Source organism: Streptomyces sp. M2CJ-2 (genome assembly GCF_016757295.1).
GTDB lineage: Bacteria > Actinomycetota > Actinomycetes > Streptomycetales > Streptomycetaceae > Streptomyces.
Genome location: NZ_JAESIF010000001.1, coordinates 411,863 through 434,799, shown reverse-complemented (window position 1 = coordinate 434,799; position 22,937 = coordinate 411,863). Strand labels below are relative to the sequence as shown.

The following is a 22,937-nucleotide window of genomic DNA, read 5'->3' as shown; positions in this document are numbered from 1 at the left end:
TGGGCCGACTCTCGGACAAGGTGCCGGAGCGCATGACACGGGGGCTCCGGTCACGGGACAGTGGACGTGCCCGGAGAGGACGCCGGGGCGGAGGTGGACGGCATGCTGAGGACTCCCGCCGACGGGACCCGACTGCACATCCTGACGTGGCTGGGAGAACCCGGCCACGCCGCACACGGCGTCACCGCGGAAGCCGTCGCCGCCCGGTTCGGCATGCCCCACCCCGTGGCCCTCACCCACCTCCGGCTGCTCACGGCCGTCGGCCTGCTGCGTACCGGTCACATCGCCGGACGCCCTTACTACCGGCGCGACGAGGTACGGATCGCCGAGGTCACGGCGGTGTTCGAGAAGGGCTGGCGGCGCCCGCCACCGCGCGACGACCACGGCAGCGTGAAGTGACCGCTCACTGACCGCCTGCGACCGCTGAACGTGTTCGGAAAGACCCGTCTAGGGGCGGGCCAGCAGGGTGCGGACCCCCTCGGACGTCAGCGTGAGGCGGTGGTCGGAGCTGCCGTCGATGGTGAGGGACAGCTCGTCGGCCGGCCACTGCGCGGCCAGGGCGCCGAGCGGCACCAGACGGTAGCGGGAGACGAACGGGAGCAGTCCCGACATCTCCAGTTCCGAGGTGAACACGGGCACCACCTGGATGCCGTCCGGCTGTTCCATCACCGGCAGCGCGACGGCGCCGGGGTCGGCGGCCGTCTCGTCGCCCGTGTCGTCGGGCACGGGGATCAGTACGTCACTGTTGGCGAGGGCGTCCAGAGCCGCCGTGTCCTCGGTGTTCTCCGAGAGAGTGTCCAGAGCTCGCTGGGCGGGCGTGGGTCCGTTGTTCTCGTGCGCGGGTGTCTCCATGGCTGTTTCCCTCGTAGCGGTGGTCGTACGGACCGTCCCGGACCGGGTCGGTGATCGGTGATCGGAACAAGATCCGCTCCGGGCACGGTCCTGCACGCGTACCCGATCGCGCGGGACGCAACCCTGCCGGAAGGGCACCCCTTGAAAGACCGGAAGGACACCCCCTGAGAGCCCCTTGACCCGCATGGTTATCATATGAGCGCCGCCTAGCTCGAAAGATAATCCTGTGACTGTCAACGAAGACTCGTTCACCAACTGGAAGCACCGCGAGGAGATCGCGGAGTCGATGATCCCGATCATCGGGAAGCTGCACCGCGAGCGGGACGTCACCGTCCTGCTGCACAGCCGCTCCTTGGTGAACAAGTCGGTGGTCTCCATCCTCAAGACCCACCGCTTCGCCCGCCAGATCGCCGGCCAGGAACTCTCGGTCACCGAGACGCTGCCGTTCCTCCAGGCCCTCACCACGCTCGACCTCGGTCCGTCCCAGATCGACCTCGGCCTGCTCGCCGCGACCTACCGGACCGACGACCGGGGACTGTCGGTGGCGGAGTTCACCGCCGAGGCCGTGGCAGGCGCCACCGGCGCCAACAAGATCGACCGTCGTGAGCCGCGCGACGTCGTCCTCTACGGTTTCGGCCGCATCGGCCGTCTCCTCGCCCGCCTGCTCATCGAGAAGTCGGGCTCGGGCAACGGCCTCAGGCTCCGTGCCGTCGTGGTCCGCCGGGGCGGTGAGCAGGACATCGTCAAGCGGGCCTCGCTGCTGCGCCGCGACTCCGTGCACGGCCAGTTCCAGGGCACGATCACCGTCGACGAGGCGGCCGGCACGATCGTCGCCAACGGCAACACGATCAAGATGATCTACGCCGACGACCCGGCGCAGGTGGACTACACGGCGTACGGCATCAAGAACGCCATCCTCATCGACAACACCGGCAAGTGGCGCGACCGCGAGGGGCTCTCGCAGCACCTGCGCCCCGGTATCGACAAGGTCGTGCTGACCGCCCCCGGCAAGGGCGACGTGCCCAACATCGTGCACGGCGTCAACCACGACACCCTCAAGCCGGACGAGCAGATCCTGTCCTGCGCGTCCTGCACCACCAACGCGATCGTCCCGCCGCTGAAGGCGATGGCGGACGAGTACGGCGTGCTGCGCGGTCACGTGGAGACCGTCCACTCGTTCACCAACGACCAGAACCTGCTGGACAACTACCACAAGTCCGAGCGCCGGGGCCGCTCCGCGCCGATGAACATGGTGATCACCGAGACCGGTGCCGCCTCCGCCGTGGCCAAGGCGCTGCCCGACCTCGAGGCGACGATCACCGGCAGCTCGATCCGGGTCCCCGTACCGGACGTGTCCATCGCGATCCTCAACCTCCAGCTGGGCCGCGAGACCAAACGAGCCGAGGTCCTCGACCACCTCCGCGACGTGTCGCTCACCTCGCCGCTGAAGCGTCAGATCGACTTCATCAGCGCCCCCGACGCGGTCTCCAGCGACTTCATCGGCTCGCGGCACGCGTCGATCGTCGACGCCGGCGCCCTCAAGGTCGAGGGCGACAACGCGATCCTCTACCTCTGGTACGACAACGAGTTCGGCTACTCCTGCCAGGTCGTCCGGGTCGTCCAGTACGTCTCCGGCGTGGAGTACCCGACCTTCCCGGCACCGGCTCCCTGACCGACCGACGGACCGACGAACGGACGGACAGACAGACGGGGCGGGGCGGGGCCGGCAAGCGGTCCGGCCCCGCCCCGCCGGTGTTCGCCCTGCTCGGGCCCCATGTGCCGAGCTGGTGGACGCACAACGTGACCCAGAGGGCCGGATCGGTAACGATCGTCTCGTACCGGTTGTCCGGCCCGGTAAAGTTCCTAGTCTTCGGGCATGTCCCTCTTCAGCAGTCGTACCGGTAAACGTCCCCGAATCGTCCCCGCCCTCGACGACGCCGACCTCGCGCGCGTCCTCAAGCAGTTGAACAAGCGCGGTGGGAGCGTCAAGCAGGCGGAGGTGACACTCGTCGCCACGCTTCTCGAGAAGACCGGGGGCGACTGGGACCGACGCGGCCACCGTGTCTCCGTGCTGGCCGACTCGACGGGCGAATCGGGATCGGATCTGGCGTCCGCCTGGCTGGCCAAGGAGCCGGAGAACCCCGACGCACTGGTGTTCCACTCCAGGGTCGGCCTGGTCCGCGGCCTGCGGGACAGGCACCTGGAGGACGCGGGGCGGTTGGTGACCCAGTGCCATCGGGCCGCGGAGCTGAATCCGGCGGATCCCTTGCCCTGGGTGACCCTGCTCGGCATGGCCCGGATCGAGCGGTACGCGCAGAGCGAGGTCAACGCCATCTGGCGGGAGGCCACCGGACGCGACCGCTGGCACCGCGAGGCGTATCTGCAGATGCTCGCCCACCTGTCGCCGGAGGAAGGCGGTTCGAGTGCGGCCGTCCTCGACTTCATCGACGTGGTGCGCGCCCGTATACCGGCCAACGCGCCGTGCGCCGCGATCGAGGTGACCGCGGCCGTGCGGCAGTACCAGGGACTGGTGGCGCAGGGCGGCGTCCGGGCCATGACGGCAGGTCAACTGTGGGAGGGCGGACAGATCGCGGCCTCACTGGAGCAGGCCGCCTCCCTCTGGGCGAAGCCGGGGTTCTTCCAGCACGCGGCGGCCCAGGCCGATCTGAACGTGCTGGCGTACGCGCTGTGCGCGGCCGGCCGGGCCGCCGACGCGTACCCGGTGTTCCAGGCGCTTCAGGGCACGGTGACCCTGTGGCCGTGGAACGACGACGGGCCGACGGTCCAGCGGTTCGAACAGCACCAGGCCAAGGCGGAGCGGGGGCGGCAGGGCGGCGTCGGAGGAGCCTGACGCCTCCGCTCCGCGCCCTCGTCAGTCCCGTTTCCTGGCCAGGACGGCCGCGACGGCGTCGTGCAGCGCCGTCGCGGCGTCCGGAACTGCCCCTTCGGAGCGCCACGCCACGAACCCGTCGGGGCGGACCAGGACCGCGCCGTCCTCGGTGACGCCGTGGGCCTGCGCCCAGTTCGCGTCGGCGTCCGGCCTCAGGTCCGCGGTCGGGCCGCTGCCGATCCGGTACGAGTCGAGCGGCACCGGCAGGCGCTTCGCCACCTGCTCCGCGGCGGTGTGCCAGGCGCCGTCCTCGGAGCTGAGCAGCACCAGTGACCGCTCGTAGAGGTCGAGGGTGGAGACGCGGGCGCCGGCGCGGTCCAGCCACAGGTGGGGGGCCCGGCTGCCGGGCTCCCCCGCCAGCTGCAGACCGTCGGGGACGACCGGGGCCGCCGGGTCACTGCCGAGGACCGCGCCCCGCGGATAGCGGTAGCCCAGCGCCACGTTGAGGATGCCGCCCTTCGGGCCCTTGCTGCCGGCGCCCGCCGCGGGCGTGTAGCCCGGGTGACTGTGCTCGACCGAGCGGTTCGAGGCGCGGGCGCTGGTCGCCTCCGCGACCGGACGGCGCTCGGCGTCGTAGGAGTCCAGCAGTCCGGGTCCCGCCCAGCCGCCGAGGACCGCGGCCAGTTTCCAGGCCAGGTTGTGCGCGTCCTGGATGCCGGTGTTGGAACCGAACGCCCCGGTGGGTGACATCTCGTGGGCCGAGTCACCGGCGAGGAACACCCGGCCGTCGGCGTAGCGTTCGGCGACCCGCTCGGCGGCGTGCCACGCGGCCCGGCCGGTGATCTTGACGTCGAGGTCGGGGGCTCCGACCGCCCGCCGGATGTGGGCGACGCACCGCTCGTCGGTGAACTCCTCGAAGGTTTCGCCGTCTTCGGGGTGCCAAGGGGCGTGGAACACCCAGTTCTCGGCGTTGTCGACCGGGAGCAGCGCCCCGTCGGCCTCCGGGTCGGTGAGGTAGCAGAGGATGAACCGCCGGTCGCCGACGATGCCCGCGAGGTCGCGGGAGGAGAAGGTGACGCTCACGTTGTGGAACAGGTCGCCCGGTCCGTCCTGCCCGATGCCGAGCCGCTCCCGGACAGGGCTGCGCGGGCCGTCCGCGGCGACCAGGTAGTCCGCCCGGATGGTGGTGTGCTCGCCGGTCTCCCGGCTCTTGACCCGCGCCGTCACACCGTCGCCGTCCTGGTCGAACGACATCATCTCGGTCGCGAAGCGCAGGTCGCCGCCGAGTTCGCGGGCGTGTGCGAGGAGCACCGGTTCGAGGTCGTTCTGGCTGCACTGGCACCACCCGCCGGGGCTGAACCGGGCCAGTCCGCCGCCCGGGTCGATCTCCTTGAAGAGCCACTCGCCGTCGCCGTCCACCAGGCTCGACGTCTGCATGATCCCGTGGTTGTCCGCGAGGACCGACGCGGCCTCCCTGATCTGCTGCTCGACTCCGGCCACCCGGTACAGCTCCATGGTGCGCACGTTGTTCCCGCGCCCGCGCGGGTGGCTCGACGTGCCCGGGTGACGTTCGACGAGCGTGTGCGGCACGCCCAGACGCCCCAGGAACACGGACATGGACAGGCCCACCAGGGAGCCGCCGACGATCAGGACGGGCGTGCGGTGGCCGATCTCGTCGGCCGTTTCCGAACGGTTCATTGGACTGCCTCCAGCCTCGCCCGCGACGGGCGGTGGAAAAGGACGCCGAATCCATGCCCGGTACGTGCCGTTCCGTGTCCTGGCGGCACCCGGTTGACGCGGGGTTCACCCACCTGCCCCGTGGCGCTCGCGCACATCACGGGGCACGTCGACGATCGGTGCAGGGCGACCCCGGACCTTCGGATGCGGCGGCCGTTCCCGACCTCCAGTGGAGAACCTTCCGTGAAGAAGAGGAGAGGTGCACCGGATGACCACCACGGGACGCACGACGGACCGCACGACGGGTCGTATGACGGGACGCATACCGCAGTCGGCATTCGACGGCTCCAGGCTGCGGGTGATCCTGATGCTCGATCTGTACGACGGGGCCCAGGAGCAGTTCCTCGACGCGTACGAGCACATGAGCAGCATGATCGCTTCCGTCCCCGGTCACATCAGTGACCAGCTCTGCCAGTCGATCGAGAACCCCTCGCAGTGGCTCATCACCAGCGAATGGGAGAGCGCCCCGCCCTTCCTCGCCTGGGTGAACAGCGAGGAGCACATCGAGACCGTCCGCCCGCTGCACAGTTGCGTCCGCAACACCCGGTCGATGCGCTACAGCGTCCTGCGCGAGATGCGGGACGGCCGGCCGCTCACCGGGCAGGCCGCCGCGGACTTCCAGGTGCAGGCCCGCGTCGGTGAGGGCGTGGCCCGGCACGCCCTCACCTTCACCGTCAAGCCGGGCACCGAGTCCAAGGTCGCGGAGCACCTGGCCGGGTACGCGTCCCCCAAGGTCGCGCTGGACGGCGCCACGCGGTTGCGCCGCACCTCCGTTTTCATGCACGGCAACCGCGTGGTGCGGGCCATGGAGGTGGAGGGCGACCTGGCCACGGCGCTGCGCCACGTGGCCGACCAGCCCGAGACTCAGGCGGCCGAAGAGGCCATCAACCCCTGTCTGGAGCATGCCCGGGATCTCGGCGATCCCGGCTCCATGCGGGTGTTCTTCACCAGGGCCGCGCTCCCCGCCGTGCACCACGTCGACAGGGACGGGCCCCGGCTCGCGGGTCTGCAGCGGCATGCGCTGTACTACCCGGCCGTCAAGGGCCGCGGGGAGGAAATGGCCCGGTTCCTCTCCCACCAGGACGAGGTCGCGGTCGACGAACCGGACGGCCCGGTGCACTCGAGCACCGTCTTCCAGCGCGACGACGTCGTGGTCCGTCTGATCGACGCCACCGGCGACCTCGACCTCGACCCCCTCGCGGCGCTCGGCATCAAGGGCGCGGGGAAGGCGGCGGAGCTGGAGCGGCTCCTGAACGGCGCCGCAATCGGCGTCGAGGGCCCGCTGGACTCGGAGCGCAACATCAACCGGCTGCTGTCGCACGCCGACATGCTGCCCGTCACCGACCGCAGCGCGGCGGATTCCTGACGGCAAACCGCGGGGGCGTCCGCGGCCCGCGCGCCCGGACGTCCCCGCCACACCCGGAGGTACCAACCATGTCCAAACAGCATCCACGCATCGTGGACCTGAGTGAGACGGAACCCAACCGGCGGCGCGGGGGCGACCTCAGAACCCTGCTCACCCCGGCCACGGTGGGTTCCACCAGCGGCTTCATGGGGCTGGCCGTCATCCAGCCCGGCGAGCGCATCGGCGAGCACTACCACCCGTACTCCGAGGAGTTCGTCTACGTCGTCAGCGGCGCCCTCGAAGTCGACCTGGACGGGGAGCCGTTCGCGCTCCGGGCCGATCAGGGGCTGATGATCCCGATCGACATGCGGCACCGCTTCCGCAACGTCTCCGACGCCGAGGCCCGCATGGTGTTCCACCTGGGTCCGCTCGCCCCGCACCCCAGTCTCGGTCACGTCGACACCGAGGAGAACGCCGGCTCCCTGGCCGGTCCCCAGCTGACCGTGGGCGGGCCGGGTGCGTCCGGTCCGGGACAGGGGCGGCCGGCCGATCGCAGTGAGGCCATCAAATGACCCGGCGAGTGGCCGTCACCGGTATCGGTGTGGTCGCTCCCGGCGGCACCGGAGCGACGGCGTTCTGGGATCTGCTCGCCGCCGGCCGCACCGCGACCCGCGGCATCACCCTGTTCGATCCGAGCGGTCTTCGCTCCCGAATAGCAGCCGAGTGCGACTTCGACCCGTTCGCCCACGGCCTCGACCCTGATCTGTGCCAGCACGCCGACCGGTACATCCAGTTCGCCGCGGTGGCCACCGCCGAGGCGGTCCGCGACTCCGGGCTCGACACCGCCACCGACGACCCCTGGCGCACCGCGGTGTCGCTGGGCAGCGCGGTCGGCGGCACCACCCGGCTGGAGCATGACTACGTGCGGGTCAGCGAGCACGGCAAGCGCTGGGACGTGGATCACCGGCAGGCCGACCCGAAACTGCACATGGCGTTCCAGCCGAGCACCCTCGCCTCGGTCGTCGCCGAGCGGTTCGGCGCGCGGGGCCCCGTGCAGACCGTCTCCACCGGTTGCACCTCCGGCCTCGACGCGGTCGGTTACGGCTTCCACACCATCGCCGAGGGCCGGGCCGACGTCTGCATCGCCGGGGCGTCGGACTCCCCGATCTCGCCGATCACGATGGCCTGCTTCGACGCCATCAAGGCGACCTCGCCGAACAACGACGACCCGGAGCACGCCTCCCGGCCGTTCGACGCCCGCCGCGACGGCTTCGTGATGGGCGAGGGCGCGGCGGTCCTCGTCCTCGAGGAGTACGAGCACGCCCGGGCCCGCGGCGCGGAGATCCACTGCGAGATCGGTGGGTACGCCACGTACGGCAACGCCTACCACATGACCGGTCTGACCACCGAGGGCCTGGAGATGGCGCGGGCCATCGACAGCACGCTCGACCAGGCCCGTCTCGACCCCACACTGATCGACTACGTCAACGCGCACGGCTCCGGCACCCGCCAGAACGACCGGCACGAGACGGCCGCGGTGAAGCGGTCCCTCGGCGCCCACGCCTACGAGACGCCCATGAGCTCCATCAAGTCGATGGTGGGGCACTCGCTCGGCGCGATCGGCGCGATCGAGGTGGTCGCCTGTGTGCTCGCCCTGAAGCACCAGGTCGTACCGCCGACGGCGAACTACGAGACCCCCGACCCCGAGTGCGACCTGGACTACGTGCCGCGCACCGCCCGTCCGCGGAGGCTGAGGAACGTGCTCTCCGTCGGCAGCGGATTCGGCGGTTTCCAGTCCGCGGTGCTGCTGACCGGGCCGGGTGGGAGGACCCGATGAGCACTCAGCGTACTCAGCGCACTCGACGTCCCCGCCGCGCGGCCATCACCGGCATCGGTGTGATCGCGCCGGGCGGCCTGAGGACCGACGCCTACTGGAAGTCCGTCAGCGAAGGCATCAGCGTGCTGGACCGGATCACCCGCGAGGGCTGCGGACATCTGCCGCTGCGGGTGGCGGGCGAAGTCCGGTCCTTCGACGCGGCGGACCTCGTCGAGGACCGTTTCCTGGTCCAGACCGACCGGTTCAGCCACTTCGCGATGGCGGCGGCCGCCCTCGCCCTCGACGACGCCGGGCTCGGCAGCGGGGATCCCGCAGAGCCGTTCTCCATCGGCGTGGTCACCGCCGCCGGTTCCGGCGGCGGCGAGTTCGGGCAGCGGGAGCTGCAGAAACTCTGGGGACAGGGCCCGCGGTTCGTCGGTCCGTACCAGTCCATCGCCTGGTTCTACGCCGCGAGCACCGGCCAGATCTCCATCCGCGGCGGTTTCAAGGGACCGTGCGGGGTGGTGGCGAGCGACGAGGCCGGCGGGCTCGACTCCCTCGCGCACGCCGCCGGGGCGGTCCGGCGCGGCACCGACACGATGATCGTCGGCGCCGCGGAGGCACCCCTCGCCCCCTACTCGATGGTCTGCCAGCTCGGCTACCCCGAGCTCAGCACCGCCGAGGACCCGGACCTGGCCTACCGTCCGTTCACCTCGAACGCCTGCGGGTTCGTGCCCGCCGAGGGTGGCGCCCTGCTCGTCGTCGAGGACGAGGAGCGTGCCCGCGGACGCGGGGCGCCGGTGCGGGCCACCGTGGCCGGCCATGCCGCCACCTTCACCGGTGCGTCCCGCTGGGAGGAGTCCCGGGAGGGACTGGCCCGCGCGATCCGCGGCGCCCTCGACGAGGCGGGCGCGGCCCCGGAGGAGATCGACGTGGTGTTCGCCGACGCCATGGGCGTCTTGGAGGCGGACCGCGCCGAGGCGCTGGCGATCGCCGACGCACTCGGCACGCACGGCACACGGGTGCCCGTCACGGCGCCCAAGACCGGTTTCGGCCGGGCCCACTGCGCGGCACCCGTGCTGGACACGGTGGCCGCGGTGCTCGCCATGGAACACGGTCAGGTGCCCCCCACGCCCAACGTGTCCGACATCTGCCACGACCTCGACCTGGTGATGTCGCGTGCTCGGCCCGCCGAGCTGCGCACGGCCCTCGTCCTCAGCAGGGGACTGATGGGCTCCAACGCGGCGCTGGTCGTGCGCCGCGGTGGCGAATCCGCCCGGTAGCGCCGGGCGGGGAAGGAGCAGACAACCCATGATCACCACCGAAGTGACCTTCGACGAACTGGCCGCCCTGATGAAGAAGGCGGCCGGCATCACCGTCGACCCCGCGGAACTCAGGCAGGCGGCGGAGTCCCCCTTCGACTCCTTCGGCCTCGACTCGCTCGGCCTGCTCGGCATCGTCGGCGAGCTGGAGAACCGGTACAGCGGGTCGCTTCCCCCCGACTCGGAGCGCTGCAGGACGCCCCGGGAGTTCCTCGACCTCGTCAACAGCACCCTCAAGGCTGGAGCCTGAAGTGGCAGGACACACCGAGAACAGCATCACCGTCGACGCTCCCTTCGACCTCGTCTGGGAGATGACCAACGACCTCGAGAACTGGCCGCGGCTGTTCAGCGAGTACGCGTCCGTCGAGGTGCTCTCCCGTGAGGGGGACACCACGACGTTCCGGCTGACCATGCACCCGGACGACAACGGGAAGGTGTGGAGCTGGGTCTCCGAGCGCACTCCCGACCGCGCCACCCGGACCGTGCGCGCCCGTCGCGTCGAAACGGGACCCTTCGCCCACATGGACATCCTGTGGGAGTACGAGGAACTCCCGGGCGGCGTCCGGATGCGCTGGACTCAGGACTTCGCGATGAAGCCCGACGCCCCGGTCGACGACGACTGGATGACGGACAACATCAACCGCAACTCGCGTACGCAGATGGCTCTCATCCGGGACCGGATCGAGCAGGCCGCCCGTGACCGCAAGGGTGCGTCCGTCACGTCCGGCTGACCGCCGACCCACCCGGAAAGGACCGCCGATGCACCACGCACTCATCGTCGCCCGTATGGCGCCCGGTTCGGCGCCGCAGATCGCCGACGTGTTCGCCGCCTCCGACCGGGGCGAGCTCCCCCACCTGATCGGGGTGAACCGCCGCAGGCTCTTCCAGTTCGGTGACGACCTGTATCTGCACCTCATCGAGTCCGAGCAGGACCCGGCACCCGCCATCGCGAAGGTGGCCGGACACCCCGAGTTCCGCGGCATCAGTGAGCAACTGGAGGCGTACGTCAGCCCGTACGACCCCGCGACGTGGCGCAGTCCCAAGGACGCCATGGCGCAGTGCTTCTACCACTGGGAGCGCGGCGCCCGCTCCTGAGCGGGCGAACCGAACAGCCCCGAGGCCGCCGATGCCGCGCATGTCGCGGAGCCGGCGGCCTCGGGGCTGAGCCGTGCGCGGATCACCCGGATGAGCCGTGGTGCCACGCCGCCCGGCGAAGCGGCGTGGGCCGCCGCCGGGAACGCGCTCCGCTCAACCGCGCTGCGTGGGCAGGGGCGCGTAGTGGAACTCGATGCCGCACAGCAGCACCGTCTCGCCGGGAGAACAGACGATCTCGCGTTCCGGCCGGTCGGCGGTGCGGCAGCGCAGGAGAATGGGCGGCTGCTCGCGCAGCGGTCCCGGGACGCTCCTGATCCTCACCGATCCGTTGCTCTCCAGCAGCGGGGAGAGGTCCGCGGTGACCTCACGGCGCCCCTGCAGGGGGATCTGCACCTGCTGCCGGGCGTCGACCCCTTCGGCGGACACCAGGCCCCGCACCGGGCGGTACCGGCGCAACAGCAGGACGGTCACCAGGGCGAGGGCCGACAGGAGGGCGCCCAGCAGGGCGGCCCAGCGCACCGGGTCGACGGAGACCTGTGCCGTCCCCCGCACCGCCAGGGACTCCCCGGCGGGGGACGCGGCCAGCCGGGCCGGCCGGTCGACGAACCGCTCGGCGGCCCGCGCCACCGGCGTGCTCACCCGGCCGTCGACGGACAGGTGCCAGGTCTCGGCCCTGGGGCCGCTCCCCCACCCCTTGCGATGAGCGGTGGCGGAGCTCAGCGCGAGGTCGATGTCGCGGGACTCCCCGGGCTTGAGGTCGACCGAGCGGGGCAGCTCACCGACCGGCTCGACGCCCTCGGGGAGCCCTTCGATCCGCAGGTCGCCGATGTGCACGGGCAGCGCGTCGGTGGTGGCGGTCAGCCGTACCCGGAGGTCGGATCCGGCCGGCACCGGCCCGTTCTGAGGCCTGTCCGGCCACGAGACGGACACCCCCTTGCCCTGGTCCCCGGCCACCGCGAGGTCGGCCTGCCGCAGGCGGGTGTCGTCCTGAGCCGCCGTCATCGCGGCCCGGGTCCGGGACCCCGACTCGTCCAGCATCCGGTAGCCGGGGAACACCTTGGCCAGGACGTCCTCGACCTCGGCGCCGGGGGCCAGGGCGATTCCGTAGCCGGTCAGGGTGCGGTCGGCGGGCAGTCCCGAGGCCTGCTTGCGCAGGGCGGACCAGCCGCTCGCGGAGAAGTCCCGGTACTTGGGGTCGTCGGGTGCGTGCAGTTGCGCGTCGGACAGCAGGAGTACCCCGCCGACGTCGGTGCCGGCTCTCTGCAGACCGTCCAGCGCCTGTTCGAAGGCGCGCCCGAAGTTCGACGCGGAGCCGTCGGGGGTGACGGGCAGCGCCTCGTCGAGTTCCGCGAGCGCCTCGTCGCGGGAGACCATCTCGCAGGTGCGCGCACCGTCGCTGAAGAGGATCAGGCAGACCAGGTCCTCGGGGTGCAGGGACTTCAGGAAGGTGGGAAGCACCGCTCGGACCTTCGTGTACGAGTCACCGTTCGCCATGGACTGCGAGGTGTCGACGGCGATCGCGTAGCTGGCCCCGCGGGTGCCCACCACCGTGTCCAGGAACTGCTCCAGATCACCGGAGTCCGCGGCCCGCGCGGGGACGGACGGGCTCAGCGCGGGCCCCAGGGCGAGGAAGGCGGTGGCCAGCGCCGCGGCGAGTGCGCGACGGGCCGGCCGGGTGGGGGTGTCGTTCATCGGTCGCTGCTCCCTCTGTTCCACTTCTTGTGCTTGCGCGGCGTTCCGGGTGCCAGGTTGAAGACGGACATCAGCCGTATCCGCCGCAGCTCACGCACCCGGGAGCGGCGGTCCCTGAGCTCCCGCTTCGCCTCTCGGAACACCGGCCCGGCCAGCCATCCGCCGCCGCTGTGGCCGGAGGCGTGGCCGGCCATGATCAGGCTCCTGATCTCGTGCAGGATGTCCGCGGTGACGTCGACGCTGCACTGGTGCTCGGTGAGCAGCGTGCGTTCCAGGTGGCCGAAGAGCGCGCCGCGTTCCTCCTCCGGGGCCCTCTCCCACCAGCGGCCGGTCAGTTCGAGCGCCCGGCGGCCCGCGCCGGAGTCCAGGTCGAAGGTGAAGGGCGCCCACACCACCGCGATGTCCCGGGGGGAGCGGAGCTGTTGGACGGCCCCGGCGAGGACGTCCAGGGGGTCGGGTCCGTCGCCGGTCCGGTTGCCGGTGCCGATGACGGGCGGGCGTCCGCGGCCTTCGCGGGGCACGGCCGCCGCCCCACCGGCGCCGGTCCCGGTACCGGCCTCGGAGCCGATCCCGGTTCCGGTGTGCCGTTCCAGGGCGGCCCGGTGCACGGCCTGGTCCCGCTGTGCCTGCCGGGCGGCCCGCAGTCGGGTGTTCTGGGCGGCCTCCTGATCGGCGAGGCGCCGGGCCTGGACGGCTCGGTCCGCCTCCAGGGCGTCCTGCCGTCGCCGCCATGCCTCGTTCCGGGCGTCGACGCGGCGGCGCAGTTTCTCCGCGGCCGCCTCGTCCGGCACCCGCAGCAGGGCCGTCAGCACGGTGGACTCGCCCTCCTTGCCCCAGGGTTCGCCGAGTACCGGCGTGGCGAGCTCCTCCACGAGCAGTGCCAGGAAGGGCGCCAGTCCCTCGTCCCGGAGGATGCGGTGCAGGCTCTGTGCGTAGGCGTGGCACGCCGACTCCCGCCACGGGGGCCCGGCGGCCGGGGCGCCCAGCAGGCAGCTCAGGACGTCGGCCCGCGCCCTGCAGTGCTGCCACACGTCCGTGTCGGTGGCGAGCAGGGTCCGCAGGGCGCCGCGCGCGGCCGGCCGGCCCGCCGGGCCCCCCGGGTCCGCGGGCTCGGCCGGGTGCTCCGGGTCCCGGGCCGAGGGTCTCCGCGATCCGCCCCGGCCCCGGAAGGAAAGCCTGGAGGTGGCTCCGTCGTCGCCCGTTCGTCCGCTCTCCCCTCGTCCGGCGGCGACGGAACACAGTTGCGGCCACAGCCACCGGACGGCCTCGGCCGTCCAGTCGGGCTGCCTCGAACGGACGGTGGCGGTGAGCACGTGAAGGGCGTCCTCCGCGGTGGGACGCGGTTCGACGAGGGCCGTCTTCTTCCGTTCGCCCACCGCCAGCACCGCCCAGGCCCGCAACCAGGCGGGGGCCTCGTGCGCGGTGGGCTCGAGCAGGGTCAGCCAGCCCGCGAGCCGTGTGGGGTCGGCCGATTCCCGCACGAGCACCGCACGGGTGAGCCGGCGCGCGTCCCGGAGCACGTGCACGGCGTCGGCCCGGCCGTCGGCCGCCCTGCCCGGGCCCAGCAGGCACAGGCAGTCGGCCGCGTACCGCAGGCGCTGGGCATCGGCCGGTTCCCCGCTGCCGGGCAGCAGCCGCAGCACCTCGGCCTCCTTGCGGCACAGTTCGACCAGCTGCCAGAGTCCGTCCAGCCTGGCGCGGCACGAGGTGCTGTCCGCGGCGGCGGAGACCTCGCTCAGCACCACGTTCAGCAGGGCTTCCGCCATCAGCGCGGACACCCGCGGTCCCGTCTTCTCGTGCACCCAGTGGCGGCTCAGCGCGTCGTGCACCTCCCGGCCCCCGGGTTCGACCGCGTAGTCGATCCCGCACCTGACGAGCCGCAGGAAGCCCTCGGAGTCCGTGTCCTCACCGTCCGTCAGGCTGTTCAACCCTCTGGTCACCAGCTGCACGGACTGTTCCCCGGCCTCCACGGCGTGCACCGCGGCACGGAAGGGGTCGAGCCGGTCGAGGACGCCCAGGGCGGCCCACGGGTCGGCCGGTGCGACGGAGGCGTCGAACTCGCGCAGGCCGGCGGTGACCGCGTCGAACCCCAGGCCCTCGATCAGGCGGGAGAGCTGTCGCCGGTACTCCTCCGGGGCGCCGGCCGGGGCCTGCGGGAGGGTGCCCAGTTCGACGCAGCGGGCGGACGGCGTGTGCGCCGGTCCGAAGGCCAGGTGGGTGGGCGGCTCGTCACCGCCGTCGACGCAGCTGCCCACGGCCAGCCCGCTGCGTACCCCGTACGGCAGGAAGCCGACGATCGCGTCGAACACGGCAAGCCGGGCCCGCGCGCCGAGAGAGCCGCCCCCGGTGATGACGACGGGACCGCCCTGCAGCAGGAGCGCGGCCACGGCCGCGGCCCAGTGCACGGCCGCGGCCCGCCGCCGATCGCTGTCACCGGTGGTGCCGGGCACATGGTCGGCGATGGTCTCCAGACCCTCCAGCAGGCCGTCGCCGACCGGAGCGGGCACCTCCAGCGGGATGGTCTCGTCGTGCTCCGGTGGCAGACGCAGGGAGGCCACGGCGTCCCACAGGGTGACGTACTCCACCCGTCGGCGCGCCGGTTCGGTGGAGTCGAGCAGCACGTAGCGCGTCGGCGTGATGTCCCGGTTCGCGCCGTCGCGCAGGGTGGAGGACTCCATCACGGAGATGCCCGTCCACTGCTGGTCGGTGAAGGACAGGCCCACCACGGAGACCCAAGGCAGCCGGTCGCGCGTGGCCGCCGCGGAGGGCGGGTTGCCGAGACTGGCGTCGGTGATGTAGTCGGAGAACGTGGCGCGGCGCCGTGCTCCTCCGGTGCAGCGCAGCACGTCGTACTCGTCCAGCGAGCCGGTCTGTTTGCTGTACCAGGCCCACCACGCCTTCACGGTGAACGTGTCGTTCACGGACGGCCCCCGTTCCGCATGCCGAGCAGCAGGGCCACCAGCGGGTCCATGACGTTGTACGGGCGGAGCGGGCCCACGATGCGGTACCCCCCGTCGACGACGTTGACGTTCCCGAAACGGCGCAGGTCGATGGAGCCGCCGGGCATGGTGCCGAACCCGATCGCCGAGGTGGTGAAGAAGTGGAGGCGCGCGGGATGGAAGTTGGCACGCAGGGTCTGCCCCACCAGCCGCATGGTGCTGCCGTGCAGGTCGTCGGCGAGCCAGTCGAAGAAACCGGCGGGGTCGGACACCACGGGCACGCCGTTCGGTCCGAGGTCGGTCCAGCCTCCGCGCCGGGCCCGGTCGAAGACCTCCGGGTCGTCGAACTTGGTGAGGCACACGGCGAGATGGTGCGGAAGGTAGGGTCCGTCCAGCCGGTTCTCCTGCATGCAGAGCCGGGTGATCCGGGTCAGGGTGCCGTTGAGGTAGGCGAACGAGTCGCTGTCCTGCGCCTCGCGCAGCGGGTCGAAGAGATAGACGAGTCCCTGTGCCCTGGCCAGGTGATCTATGCTCCGGGCGGCGATGCCGTCGCTCCTGAGATCCTCGTAGGCGCCGCCGGGCACGTCGAGCACGCTCAGCTCGAACTCCAGCCGGTTCGCGGGCCGCCTGCGCCACAGGCGCCGCCTGCCGAAGGCGGTACCGCTCAGGTCCCCGCGAAAGCGCCAGGCGTACGGGCGCACGGCCTGGGTGGCCGGGGGGAAGACCTTGTCGATCGCCAGCTTCCGCGCCGTCTCCACCAGAAACCTCTCCGACACGTCGTCGGACGGCACCACCTGCCAGCGTCCGAACGGCCCGGCCGGGTCGAGCGCGGCGAGCCGGAGGGCGCCCAGGAACGTGGTCTTGCCCGAGGCCGGGGAGCCCCAGACGCCGATCCGGGGCGACACCTCCCTGGTCTGCGGGGCGGGGGCGAACTCGACGGGTGCGGCGTGGGCCGGCTCGTTCTCGGCCTCCTCGGCCTCCCCGTGCTGATCGGGTTTCTCAGTCCGCTCGTCCTGCTCGACCGGCACGGCACGGATCTCGGATCGCCAGAGGTGTTCCATCGGCACCGGCCCGGCTTCCCGGAAGCGGTCCGCCGACGACAGGGACGGTGGGAACCGGGTCTCGTCCGGGTCTTTTTCAGTCATCGTGCTCACTGTCCTTCTGGCTGAGTGGTACCGACGGCGAACCGAGTCGCACGCCATGGCGGTGGGCGGGTCCGCGGACCGCCGGTCCGATGGCCGGGTCGGTCAGCAGCCCGAGGGCTTCGGCGGGGTGGCCCAGGGTGCCGTTGACGCACGAGGCGACGTCGTCGGGTGTGTGTGTCCCGAGGGTGAACAGGTGGTCGCGGCCGAGGTCTCGCCAGATCTGCCGGAGCCGCTCGCGGGTCCTGGGCCGCCAGCTTCCGGAGGTGTCCACGCCCGCCGTGTCGCGCACGCCGATGACGGTCAGGTCGGGGCAGGTCACCGTACGCAGCCGGTGCAGGGCTTCCTCGTAGTCGTGCCGGTCGGGGCAGGGCAGGCTGAGGTCGGCCTGCTGACGGGCGGGGTGGGGCGGCCTGCGGGCCAGCACGAGCAGCAGGTGCCGGGCCCCGTCGCGCCAGTGCCGCCAGTGGGCGGCCGCGTGCAGGGCGTCCTCGAGCGGCGCACCGTAGTCGTGGCGTACGGGCCGTACGGGGAAGCGGCGGACCGCCTCGGCCGCCGCCTCGGCGGAGCCGGGGCCCCAGACGCTGAGGACGGACTCCCCGCCGCGTCCCGCGCGCACGGGAAGCACCTTGTGGTCCTCGTATCCGACGAGTCCGACCCGCAGGCCCTTCGGATCGCCCCGGCCTTCCGGACCGTCCGCCCCCGCTGCGCCTTTCGCGTCGTGGCGGCCGGGATCGGAGTCCGGGGGGAAGGCATTCCCGAGTTGCCGGAGCACCGACCGCAGGAAGCGGACACGGCGCTCGGACTCGTCCTCGGTGCCGCCGAGTTCGAGCAGCAGCACATCGGCCGCGGCGGCTGCGGACCCCGCTGCCCGGGCGGAGGGCGACGGCGTCCGTCCGTTGCGGTCCTCGGTGAACGACTCCGGCTCCGTGAAACGGAGTTGCCCGTTGCTGTCGAGGGCCACCGTGACGGTGGTCCGGCCTCCCGGCCGCACCCTCGCGCGTGCGGCGCGCAGCACCGGCCAGTCCTCGGTCCGGACTCCTTCCCTGGCCGCCACCAACGGCAGGGCGAAGACGCCCTCCCTCCTCCGGCCGGTGCGGACACCGGTACCGGTGTCCGCACCGGCGCGCGGATCCACATCCGTGTCCGTAGCCGCATCCGTCTCTGTGTCCGTGTCCGTGTCCGTGTCCGCCAACAGCTCGACGGAGGCGAGCAGTTCGCCTTCCCGGGGCAGGGTCGTACCGCCCGGGAAGAGGATGCGGGCCTCGGCGTCCGTCCGCCGGCCCGGCGGACCGCCGCGGGCGGGACGGGTGAGCAGGGCGTAGCCGTGCCGCAGCGGAACCCGACGGCAGACGCTCGCCACGATGTCGTCCAGGGTGCGCGTGTCGGAGGCGTCCAGCAGCATCCGGGCCGCCGCCGGCGCCCTGGCCGCCAGCGCCTGTGCCGCGTAGCCCGGCCAGCGCCAGCCGTGGGCCTGGCCGACGAGGATCAGCGGCACCGCGCGGCCCTGGGCACGCGCGGCGTGCAGGGGTGCCAGCGTCGTCGCCAGCGCACGGTGGACGGCGGGCTCCCACGCCTCGTCGGCGGCCCGCGGCACCCCGTGGATCCCGTAGGGGGGTGTGGCGCCGATGCCGCCGGCCAGCAGGAAGGCGCGCTCCGTCGTCGACGCGGGCAGCCAGGACACGGCGTCCGGCCACCGTACGTCACCGCCCGGGGAGTCGTGCGTCCATCCGGTCCCTTGCGGGCAGCGGCCCAGCTCCCGCAGGGCCAGCCCGCAGGCGGAGATCCCGAGGACACAGACCGCGTCGTACTCGCCGGCCGCGAGCGCGGTGAGCACGGACAGGGCGCCGGTGGGGCTGCCCGGGTCGGCGCTCTTCCACTCACCCGGGCCGAAGGGGTCGAGGGAGCCGAGCGGGCGGGGGGAGCGCGGGCTGCCTCCGGGCGCCGTTGCGGGGGCCCGGCGGATCAGGGGGCGCAGGCGGGTGTCGACGGTGCCGCCGGGCGGCACACCGCGGGCCCGGCCGCTCGCCGTCATGTGCCGGGTCGCCAGGACGGCCGCGGCCATGTCCCAGGACCAGCAGGCGGCGATCTCCGCGTCCCGCGCCCCCGGTCCGACGGCCGCCGTCGTCGTCCGCTCCCAGCCGCAGGCCGCACATCGCCGCCCGGCATCGCCCGACCAGCAGACGGGGCAGTGGCCGGGTTGCGTGGCGTCGTCGTGCCCGACGTCCCGGGACCGTGGCCGGATGTGCTCGGGTCCGTCGCGGCGGACGCTCGTCACGCGCGGCGTCCACGGGCCGGGGCGGTGTCACCGCTCATGGCTGCCGGCCCGGTCTCCGGCCACCTGTCGCTGTTCACGGTTCCCCCCTCGGACCGCAGTTCCCGCCACCGCCCCGGACCACAGAACCCCCGGTCACGGGCTGTGAGCTGAGAACGCGTCAGCGAGCGTAGTGGGACTCTCACCCCTCTGTCAGAGGAAAGGGCAAAATCTCTCATTCTCGTTCCTGATATGCGGGTACATCACGGGGTGTACAGATATGGCGGAGTTCAGTTCACGGTCCGGGACCTGCCGCCGGTCAGGGACAGCCTGCGCACCGCGCCGTCGAGGCCGACCGCGATCAGACCGTCCTCGACCGGACGCAGTCCCGAGACGTAGGGCAGTTCCCAGCGCCCCAGCGGACGGCCGTCGTGGGCTCCGAGCAGCCGGATCCCGCCCCGGTCGGCGACGCACACGGCCGAACCGTCCACGAGGACGTCCAGGGCACACGGGGCCACCCCGCCGAGCACCGACGTCGTCCACAGCGGGCGGCCGCCCCCGGCGTCCAGAGCGGTCACCGCCCCTTCCGTGGTCGCGACCACGACAGCCCCGTCGCATCCGACGGCGGCCAGGTGCACGGTGCCGCCGGCCGGCGCGGCCCACACGTGCTCTCCCGTCACCCGGTGGAGCGCGTACACCCTCCCGTCCGCCCCCGGTACGACGACGACCTCGTCGAGCGCCGTCACGCCGGCCGGGCCGGCGGCGCGCAGGTGCACACTCCACAGCCGGCTCCCGTCGTCCATCCGGCGGCACACCACCTGGCCGCGGTCGGTGCAGTAGACCGCCCTGCCGACGGCCACCACCGGCCGTCCCGTCACCGCTCCGGCGTTCTCGACGGCCCAACCACGCTCCCCGGAACGGAGGTCGAGGGCGTGCACACGGGTCCCCTCGGCCACGAAGAGCCGGTCCGGATCGTCACCGAGGGCCCCGGACCAGCCGACCGCGTGAACTGCCGCGGTGTACCGGTGCCGTGCGTGCGCGGGGCCGGCCGCGGCCAGCCGGACATGGTGCACCGCTCCGTCGGCGGCGCCCAGGACCACGGCGTCCCGTGCCGGAACCAGCCCTCCTCGCACCGGTGCGCCGAGGTCCAGGCGCCACAGGGGCCGCCCGCTCCGGTGCTCGACGCCGTAGAGAACCCCGCCGGCCGTGGCGACCAGCACCATGTCCCCCATCAGCCAGGGAGGAACGCGCAACCAGTCGTGGCAGTGCCACACCCATCGCTCACCGGCGGCGGGTGCCGGTACCGGGGCGGTGGCGGGGGCGGGTACCGTCGCGGGCGCTGTCGGGGCGAGGCCGTGGTCCGCCCCGCTCCCGGGGCGGGACCGTACCCGCTCCCTCGTCCCGTCCGGCGCCCGCCCGCTCTCCCGTTCCCCCGCCTCCTCCCGCGCCAGGCGGTCGGCGCACGGCCCGATGAGGGAGCGCAGCACGTCCAGGTGACGCCTGAACACACTCAGTGCCGCGGGCGGGTAGGGGATGCGGTCCGCGTCCGTCGCGCGGGCCAGCTCGGTGCGCACCTCGTCCATCGTCGGGCGCTCGGTGTCGGTGAACCGGAGGCACGCGGTGACGATCTCACGCAGCGGGCCGTCCTCCAGGCCGGTGATGTCCGGTGGCTCCGTCAGGGCCCGCAGCCGGATGTCGAACTGGTTGTGCCCGTTGTAGGGGGGATGCCCCGTGGCGGCGAACAGCAGGGTCGCGGCGAAGGCGAAGACGTCGGCGGGCCCCTGCGCGCGGCCGAGACCGCTCGCCTGTTCGGGGGCGGCGTACTGGAAGCTGCCCATGGCGTCCGCGGTGACGGTCACGCCGGGTTCGGCGGCGAGCCGTACGAGGCTGAAGTCGATGATCCAGGGGCGGGTCGCGGTGACGAGCACATTGCTCGGTTTCAGGTCCCGGTGGTAGAGCCGGGAGCCGTGCAGGTCGGCCAGGGTGCCCGCCAGACGGCGGCCGAGTACGAGCACCGTGTCCTCGGGCAGCGGGCCGGAGCCGTCGACCAGCTGTTGCAGTGAGGGGCCCGGGATGTACCGCGTGGCCAGCCAGGGGCGGCGGGCGTCCGGGTCGGCGCCCAGGAGTTCGGGGATGCCCTCTCCCCCGGCCCGGTCGACGGCTTCGATCTCGCTGTGGAAGCGGGGTCTGAGCCGCTCGGACTCGGCGATGTCGGTGCGGATGAGTTTGACCGCGGCGAACCGGTCCCGTCCTCCCGGTTCCTCCCGGCCCAGGAACACCTCGCCGAATCCGCCCGCGCCGATCCGGGACAGCAACCGGAACCGGCCCAGCCGCCTGGGGTCCTCACGTTTCAGTGTCTCCATCGAGGGCACCGGTCAGGCCTCTCCGTGGATGTCGGCCCGGTGGCCCGGCCGGTGTCGTGTCCCGTCGCCGCCGGGGAACGGGGCGGGGGTGGTGCGCAGGGCGAGTGCGCGCAGCATGCCGTCGGTGCCCAGTTCCCGCCGCAGCAGCCGCAGCCGGGCCAGGTGGGTGCGGGCGGTCGGGGAGAGGGGCTCGGGCGGGATTCCCTCGTCCACGACACGCCGCCGTGGTGACGACGCCTTCGTTTGACTTGCTCCTCGGGCTGAAGCCCGGGGATTCCGGCCTTCTCGATCGTTGCCGTGCCGCTACGCGGCACGGGGTTCGGTCGGGAATCCGTGGCTTCCTGTTTCTTCGCGCCGTGCCGGGATTACTCCTGGTCCTACCGGCGCTCCGCAGGCCGATGCCGCCAGTCCGGCGGCCGTCTTCACGTTGATCGCGGCGTTGGTGTCCCGGTCGTGGACGGTGCCGCAGGCGGTACAGGTCCACTCCCGGACATTCAGGGGTTTGGGTCCGTCCTTGACCCCGCAGGCGGAGCAGGTCTGGGAGGTCGGCTCGAACCGGCCGATCTTCACCAGGGTCCGGCCGTACCGTTCCGCTTTGTACTCCAGCATGCCGATGAACGATGACCATCCGGCGTCGTGCACCGACTTGGCCAGCCTCGTGCGGGCCAGTCCCACCACCGACAGGTCCTCCACCGCGATCCCTTGGTTCTCGGAGATCAGCTTCGTGGAGAGCCGGTGATGGAACTCGCGGCGCGCGTCGGCGACCTCGGCGTGGGCGCGGGCGACCTTCAGGCGAGCCTTGGCCCGGTTCTTGCTCCCCTTCTGCTTGCGGGACAGCTCCCGCTGAGCCTTCTTCAGCTTCTTCTCCACGCGCCGCAAAAACCGCGGGGAGTCGATCTTCGTGCCGTCGGACAGGACGGCGAAGTGCGTCAGGCCGAGATCGATGCCGATGGTGCGGTCGGTTCCGGGCATCCGCGCCCGGTCGGCGGCGGGGTCGGTGTCGATGACGAAGGAGGCGAAGTACCTTCCGGCCGCGTCCTTGATGACGGTGACGGAGGTGGGGGTGGTGGGCAGCGCGCGGGACCACTTCACCTTCACCGCGCCGATCTTCGGCAGGTGCAGACGGCCGCTGTCGGTGATGTTCCAGCGGGCGTTGGCGGTGAACCGGATCGACTGACGGGCATCCCTGCGGGACTTGAAGCGGGACGGGCCCAGCTTCGGACCCTTGCGGGTGCCCTTGAGGGAGGCGAAGAAGTTGCGATATGCGGTCTCGGCGTCCCGCAGGGACTGCTGCAACACCACCGCGGAGACCTCGCCCAGCCAGGACCGGTCCGCTGTCCGCTTGGCCTGGGTGATCAGGCGCGTGGACAGCTCACCGATCTTCGGGAACGTCCCGCCCGCCGTCCGGGCGTCCTCGCGGGCGCGGACCGCGTCGTTGAACACGACGCGGGCGCACCCGAACGCCTTCGCCAACGCGGTCTGCTGGCCGGTGTCCGGGTACAGGCGGAAGCCGTACCGAAGCTGCATGACCGTCACCCTACGTACCTGAG

19 protein-coding genes are annotated in these 22,937 nt (G+C 72.3%); 10 read left to right on the top strand and 9 right to left on the bottom strand.

All coding sequences use genetic code 11. The features are described from left to right. Window positions 1-102 precede the first annotated feature (102 nt). Window positions 103-399, top strand: a complete 297-nt coding sequence (locus JL475_RS02250) for a helix-turn-helix transcriptional regulator (protein WP_202274499.1) — start codon at window positions 103-105, stop codon at window positions 397-399. A gap of 48 nt (window positions 400-447) precedes the next feature. Here JL475_RS02250 and JL475_RS02245 read toward each other — a convergent pair whose 3' ends face one another. Next, entirely contained in the window at window positions 448-852 is a 405-nt protein-coding gene (locus tag JL475_RS02245; RefSeq protein ID WP_202274497.1) for an SseB family protein, read from the bottom strand. A 226-nt stretch (window positions 853-1,078) separates the two neighbouring features. On the opposite strand from JL475_RS02245, the gene JL475_RS02240 reads away from it, so the two are divergent. Together JL475_RS02240 and JL475_RS02235 are read left to right on the top strand one after the other, a co-directional pair. Further along, window positions 1,079-2,524, top strand: coding sequence for a glyceraldehyde-3-phosphate dehydrogenase (locus tag JL475_RS02240; RefSeq protein ID WP_202274494.1), 1,446 nt, complete (start codon window positions 1,079-1,081; stop codon window positions 2,522-2,524). A 204-nt stretch (window positions 2,525-2,728) separates the two neighbouring features. Then, the gene (locus JL475_RS02235; RefSeq protein ID WP_202274486.1) at window positions 2,729-3,703 is read left to right on the top strand and encodes a hypothetical protein; all 975 of its coding nucleotides are present in this window, start codon (window positions 2,729-2,731) and stop codon (window positions 3,701-3,703) included. A 21-nt stretch (window positions 3,704-3,724) separates the two neighbouring features. Here the strand turns inward: JL475_RS02235 and JL475_RS02230 are convergent, their stop codons facing one another. Continuing rightward, complete coding sequence (locus JL475_RS02230; RefSeq protein WP_202274465.1) at window positions 3,725-5,380, bottom strand: FAD-dependent monooxygenase; 1,656 nt, start codon at window positions 5,378-5,380, stop codon at window positions 3,725-3,727. A 247-nt stretch (window positions 5,381-5,627) separates the two neighbouring features. Here JL475_RS02230 and JL475_RS02225 point away from each other — a divergent pair, with 247 nt between their 5' ends. The 7 genes from JL475_RS02225 to JL475_RS02195 all read left to right on the top strand — a co-directional run bounded on the left by JL475_RS02225 (window position 5,628) and on the right by JL475_RS02195 (window position 10,997). Continuing rightward, window positions 5,628-6,785, top strand: coding sequence for a SchA/CurD-like domain-containing protein (locus tag JL475_RS02225; RefSeq protein ID WP_237405887.1), 1,158 nt, complete (start codon window positions 5,628-5,630; stop codon window positions 6,783-6,785). A gap of 68 nt (window positions 6,786-6,853) precedes the next feature. Further along, entirely contained in the window at window positions 6,854-7,336 is a 483-nt protein-coding gene (locus tag JL475_RS02220) for a cupin domain-containing protein (RefSeq protein WP_202274462.1), read from the top strand. Beyond that, entirely contained in the window at window positions 7,333-8,601 is a 1,269-nt protein-coding gene (locus JL475_RS02215; protein WP_202274459.1) for a beta-ketoacyl synthase, read from the top strand. Before JL475_RS02220 ends, JL475_RS02215 begins: the two co-directional genes overlap by 4 nt. After that, window positions 8,598-9,863, top strand: coding sequence for a ketosynthase chain-length factor (locus JL475_RS02210; protein ID WP_202274456.1), 1,266 nt, complete (start codon window positions 8,598-8,600; stop codon window positions 9,861-9,863). The genes JL475_RS02215 and JL475_RS02210 overlap by 4 nt, the downstream gene beginning before the upstream one ends. Before the next feature lie 28 nt (window positions 9,864-9,891). Next, entirely contained in the window at window positions 9,892-10,152 is a 261-nt protein-coding gene (locus JL475_RS02205) for an acyl carrier protein (protein ID WP_109382202.1), read from the top strand. 1 nt (window position 10,153) lies between these two features. Continuing rightward, entirely contained in the window at window positions 10,154-10,633 is a 480-nt protein-coding gene (locus JL475_RS02200) for an SRPBCC family protein (protein WP_202274453.1), read from the top strand. Window positions 10,634-10,661: 28 nt separating this feature from the next. Further along, the gene (locus JL475_RS02195) at window positions 10,662-10,997 is read left to right on the top strand and encodes a TcmI family type II polyketide cyclase (protein WP_202274450.1); all 336 of its coding nucleotides are present in this window, start codon (window positions 10,662-10,664) and stop codon (window positions 10,995-10,997) included. Between the two features lie 153 nt (window positions 10,998-11,150). Here the strand turns inward: JL475_RS02195 and JL475_RS02190 are convergent, their stop codons facing one another. From JL475_RS02190 to JL475_RS02160, 7 genes are all read right to left on the bottom strand, one after another. Continuing rightward, the gene (locus tag JL475_RS02190) at window positions 11,151-12,689 is read right to left on the bottom strand and encodes a VWA domain-containing protein (RefSeq protein WP_202274447.1); all 1,539 of its coding nucleotides are present in this window, start codon (window positions 12,687-12,689) and stop codon (window positions 11,151-11,153) included. Continuing rightward, window positions 12,686-15,610, bottom strand: a complete 2,925-nt coding sequence (locus JL475_RS02185) for a hypothetical protein (RefSeq protein ID WP_202274444.1) — start codon at window positions 15,608-15,610, stop codon at window positions 12,686-12,688. The genes JL475_RS02190 and JL475_RS02185 overlap by 4 nt, the downstream gene beginning before the upstream one ends. After that, window positions 15,607-16,773 (bottom strand): hypothetical protein, encoded by a 1,167-nt coding sequence (locus JL475_RS02180; RefSeq protein ID WP_202274440.1) that lies wholly within the window; start codon window positions 16,771-16,773, stop codon window positions 15,607-15,609. The genes JL475_RS02185 and JL475_RS02180 overlap by 4 nt, the downstream gene beginning before the upstream one ends. Beyond that, complete coding sequence (locus JL475_RS02175) at window positions 16,766-19,048, bottom strand: hypothetical protein (RefSeq protein WP_202274437.1); 2,283 nt, start codon at window positions 19,046-19,048, stop codon at window positions 16,766-16,768. The genes JL475_RS02180 and JL475_RS02175 overlap by 8 nt, the downstream gene beginning before the upstream one ends. Window positions 19,049-19,314: 266 nt before the next feature. Continuing rightward, complete coding sequence (locus tag JL475_RS02170; RefSeq protein ID WP_202274434.1) at window positions 19,315-21,387, bottom strand: PQQ-binding-like beta-propeller repeat protein; 2,073 nt, start codon at window positions 21,385-21,387, stop codon at window positions 19,315-19,317. 12 nt (window positions 21,388-21,399) lie between these two features. Then, entirely contained in the window at window positions 21,400-21,600 is a 201-nt protein-coding gene (locus JL475_RS02165; protein WP_202274431.1) for a hypothetical protein, read from the bottom strand. 90 nt (window positions 21,601-21,690) lie between these two features. After that, window positions 21,691-22,914, bottom strand: coding sequence for an RNA-guided endonuclease TnpB family protein (locus tag JL475_RS02160; RefSeq protein WP_202274428.1), 1,224 nt, complete (start codon window positions 22,912-22,914; stop codon window positions 21,691-21,693). Window positions 22,915-22,937: the final 23 nt, after the last annotated feature.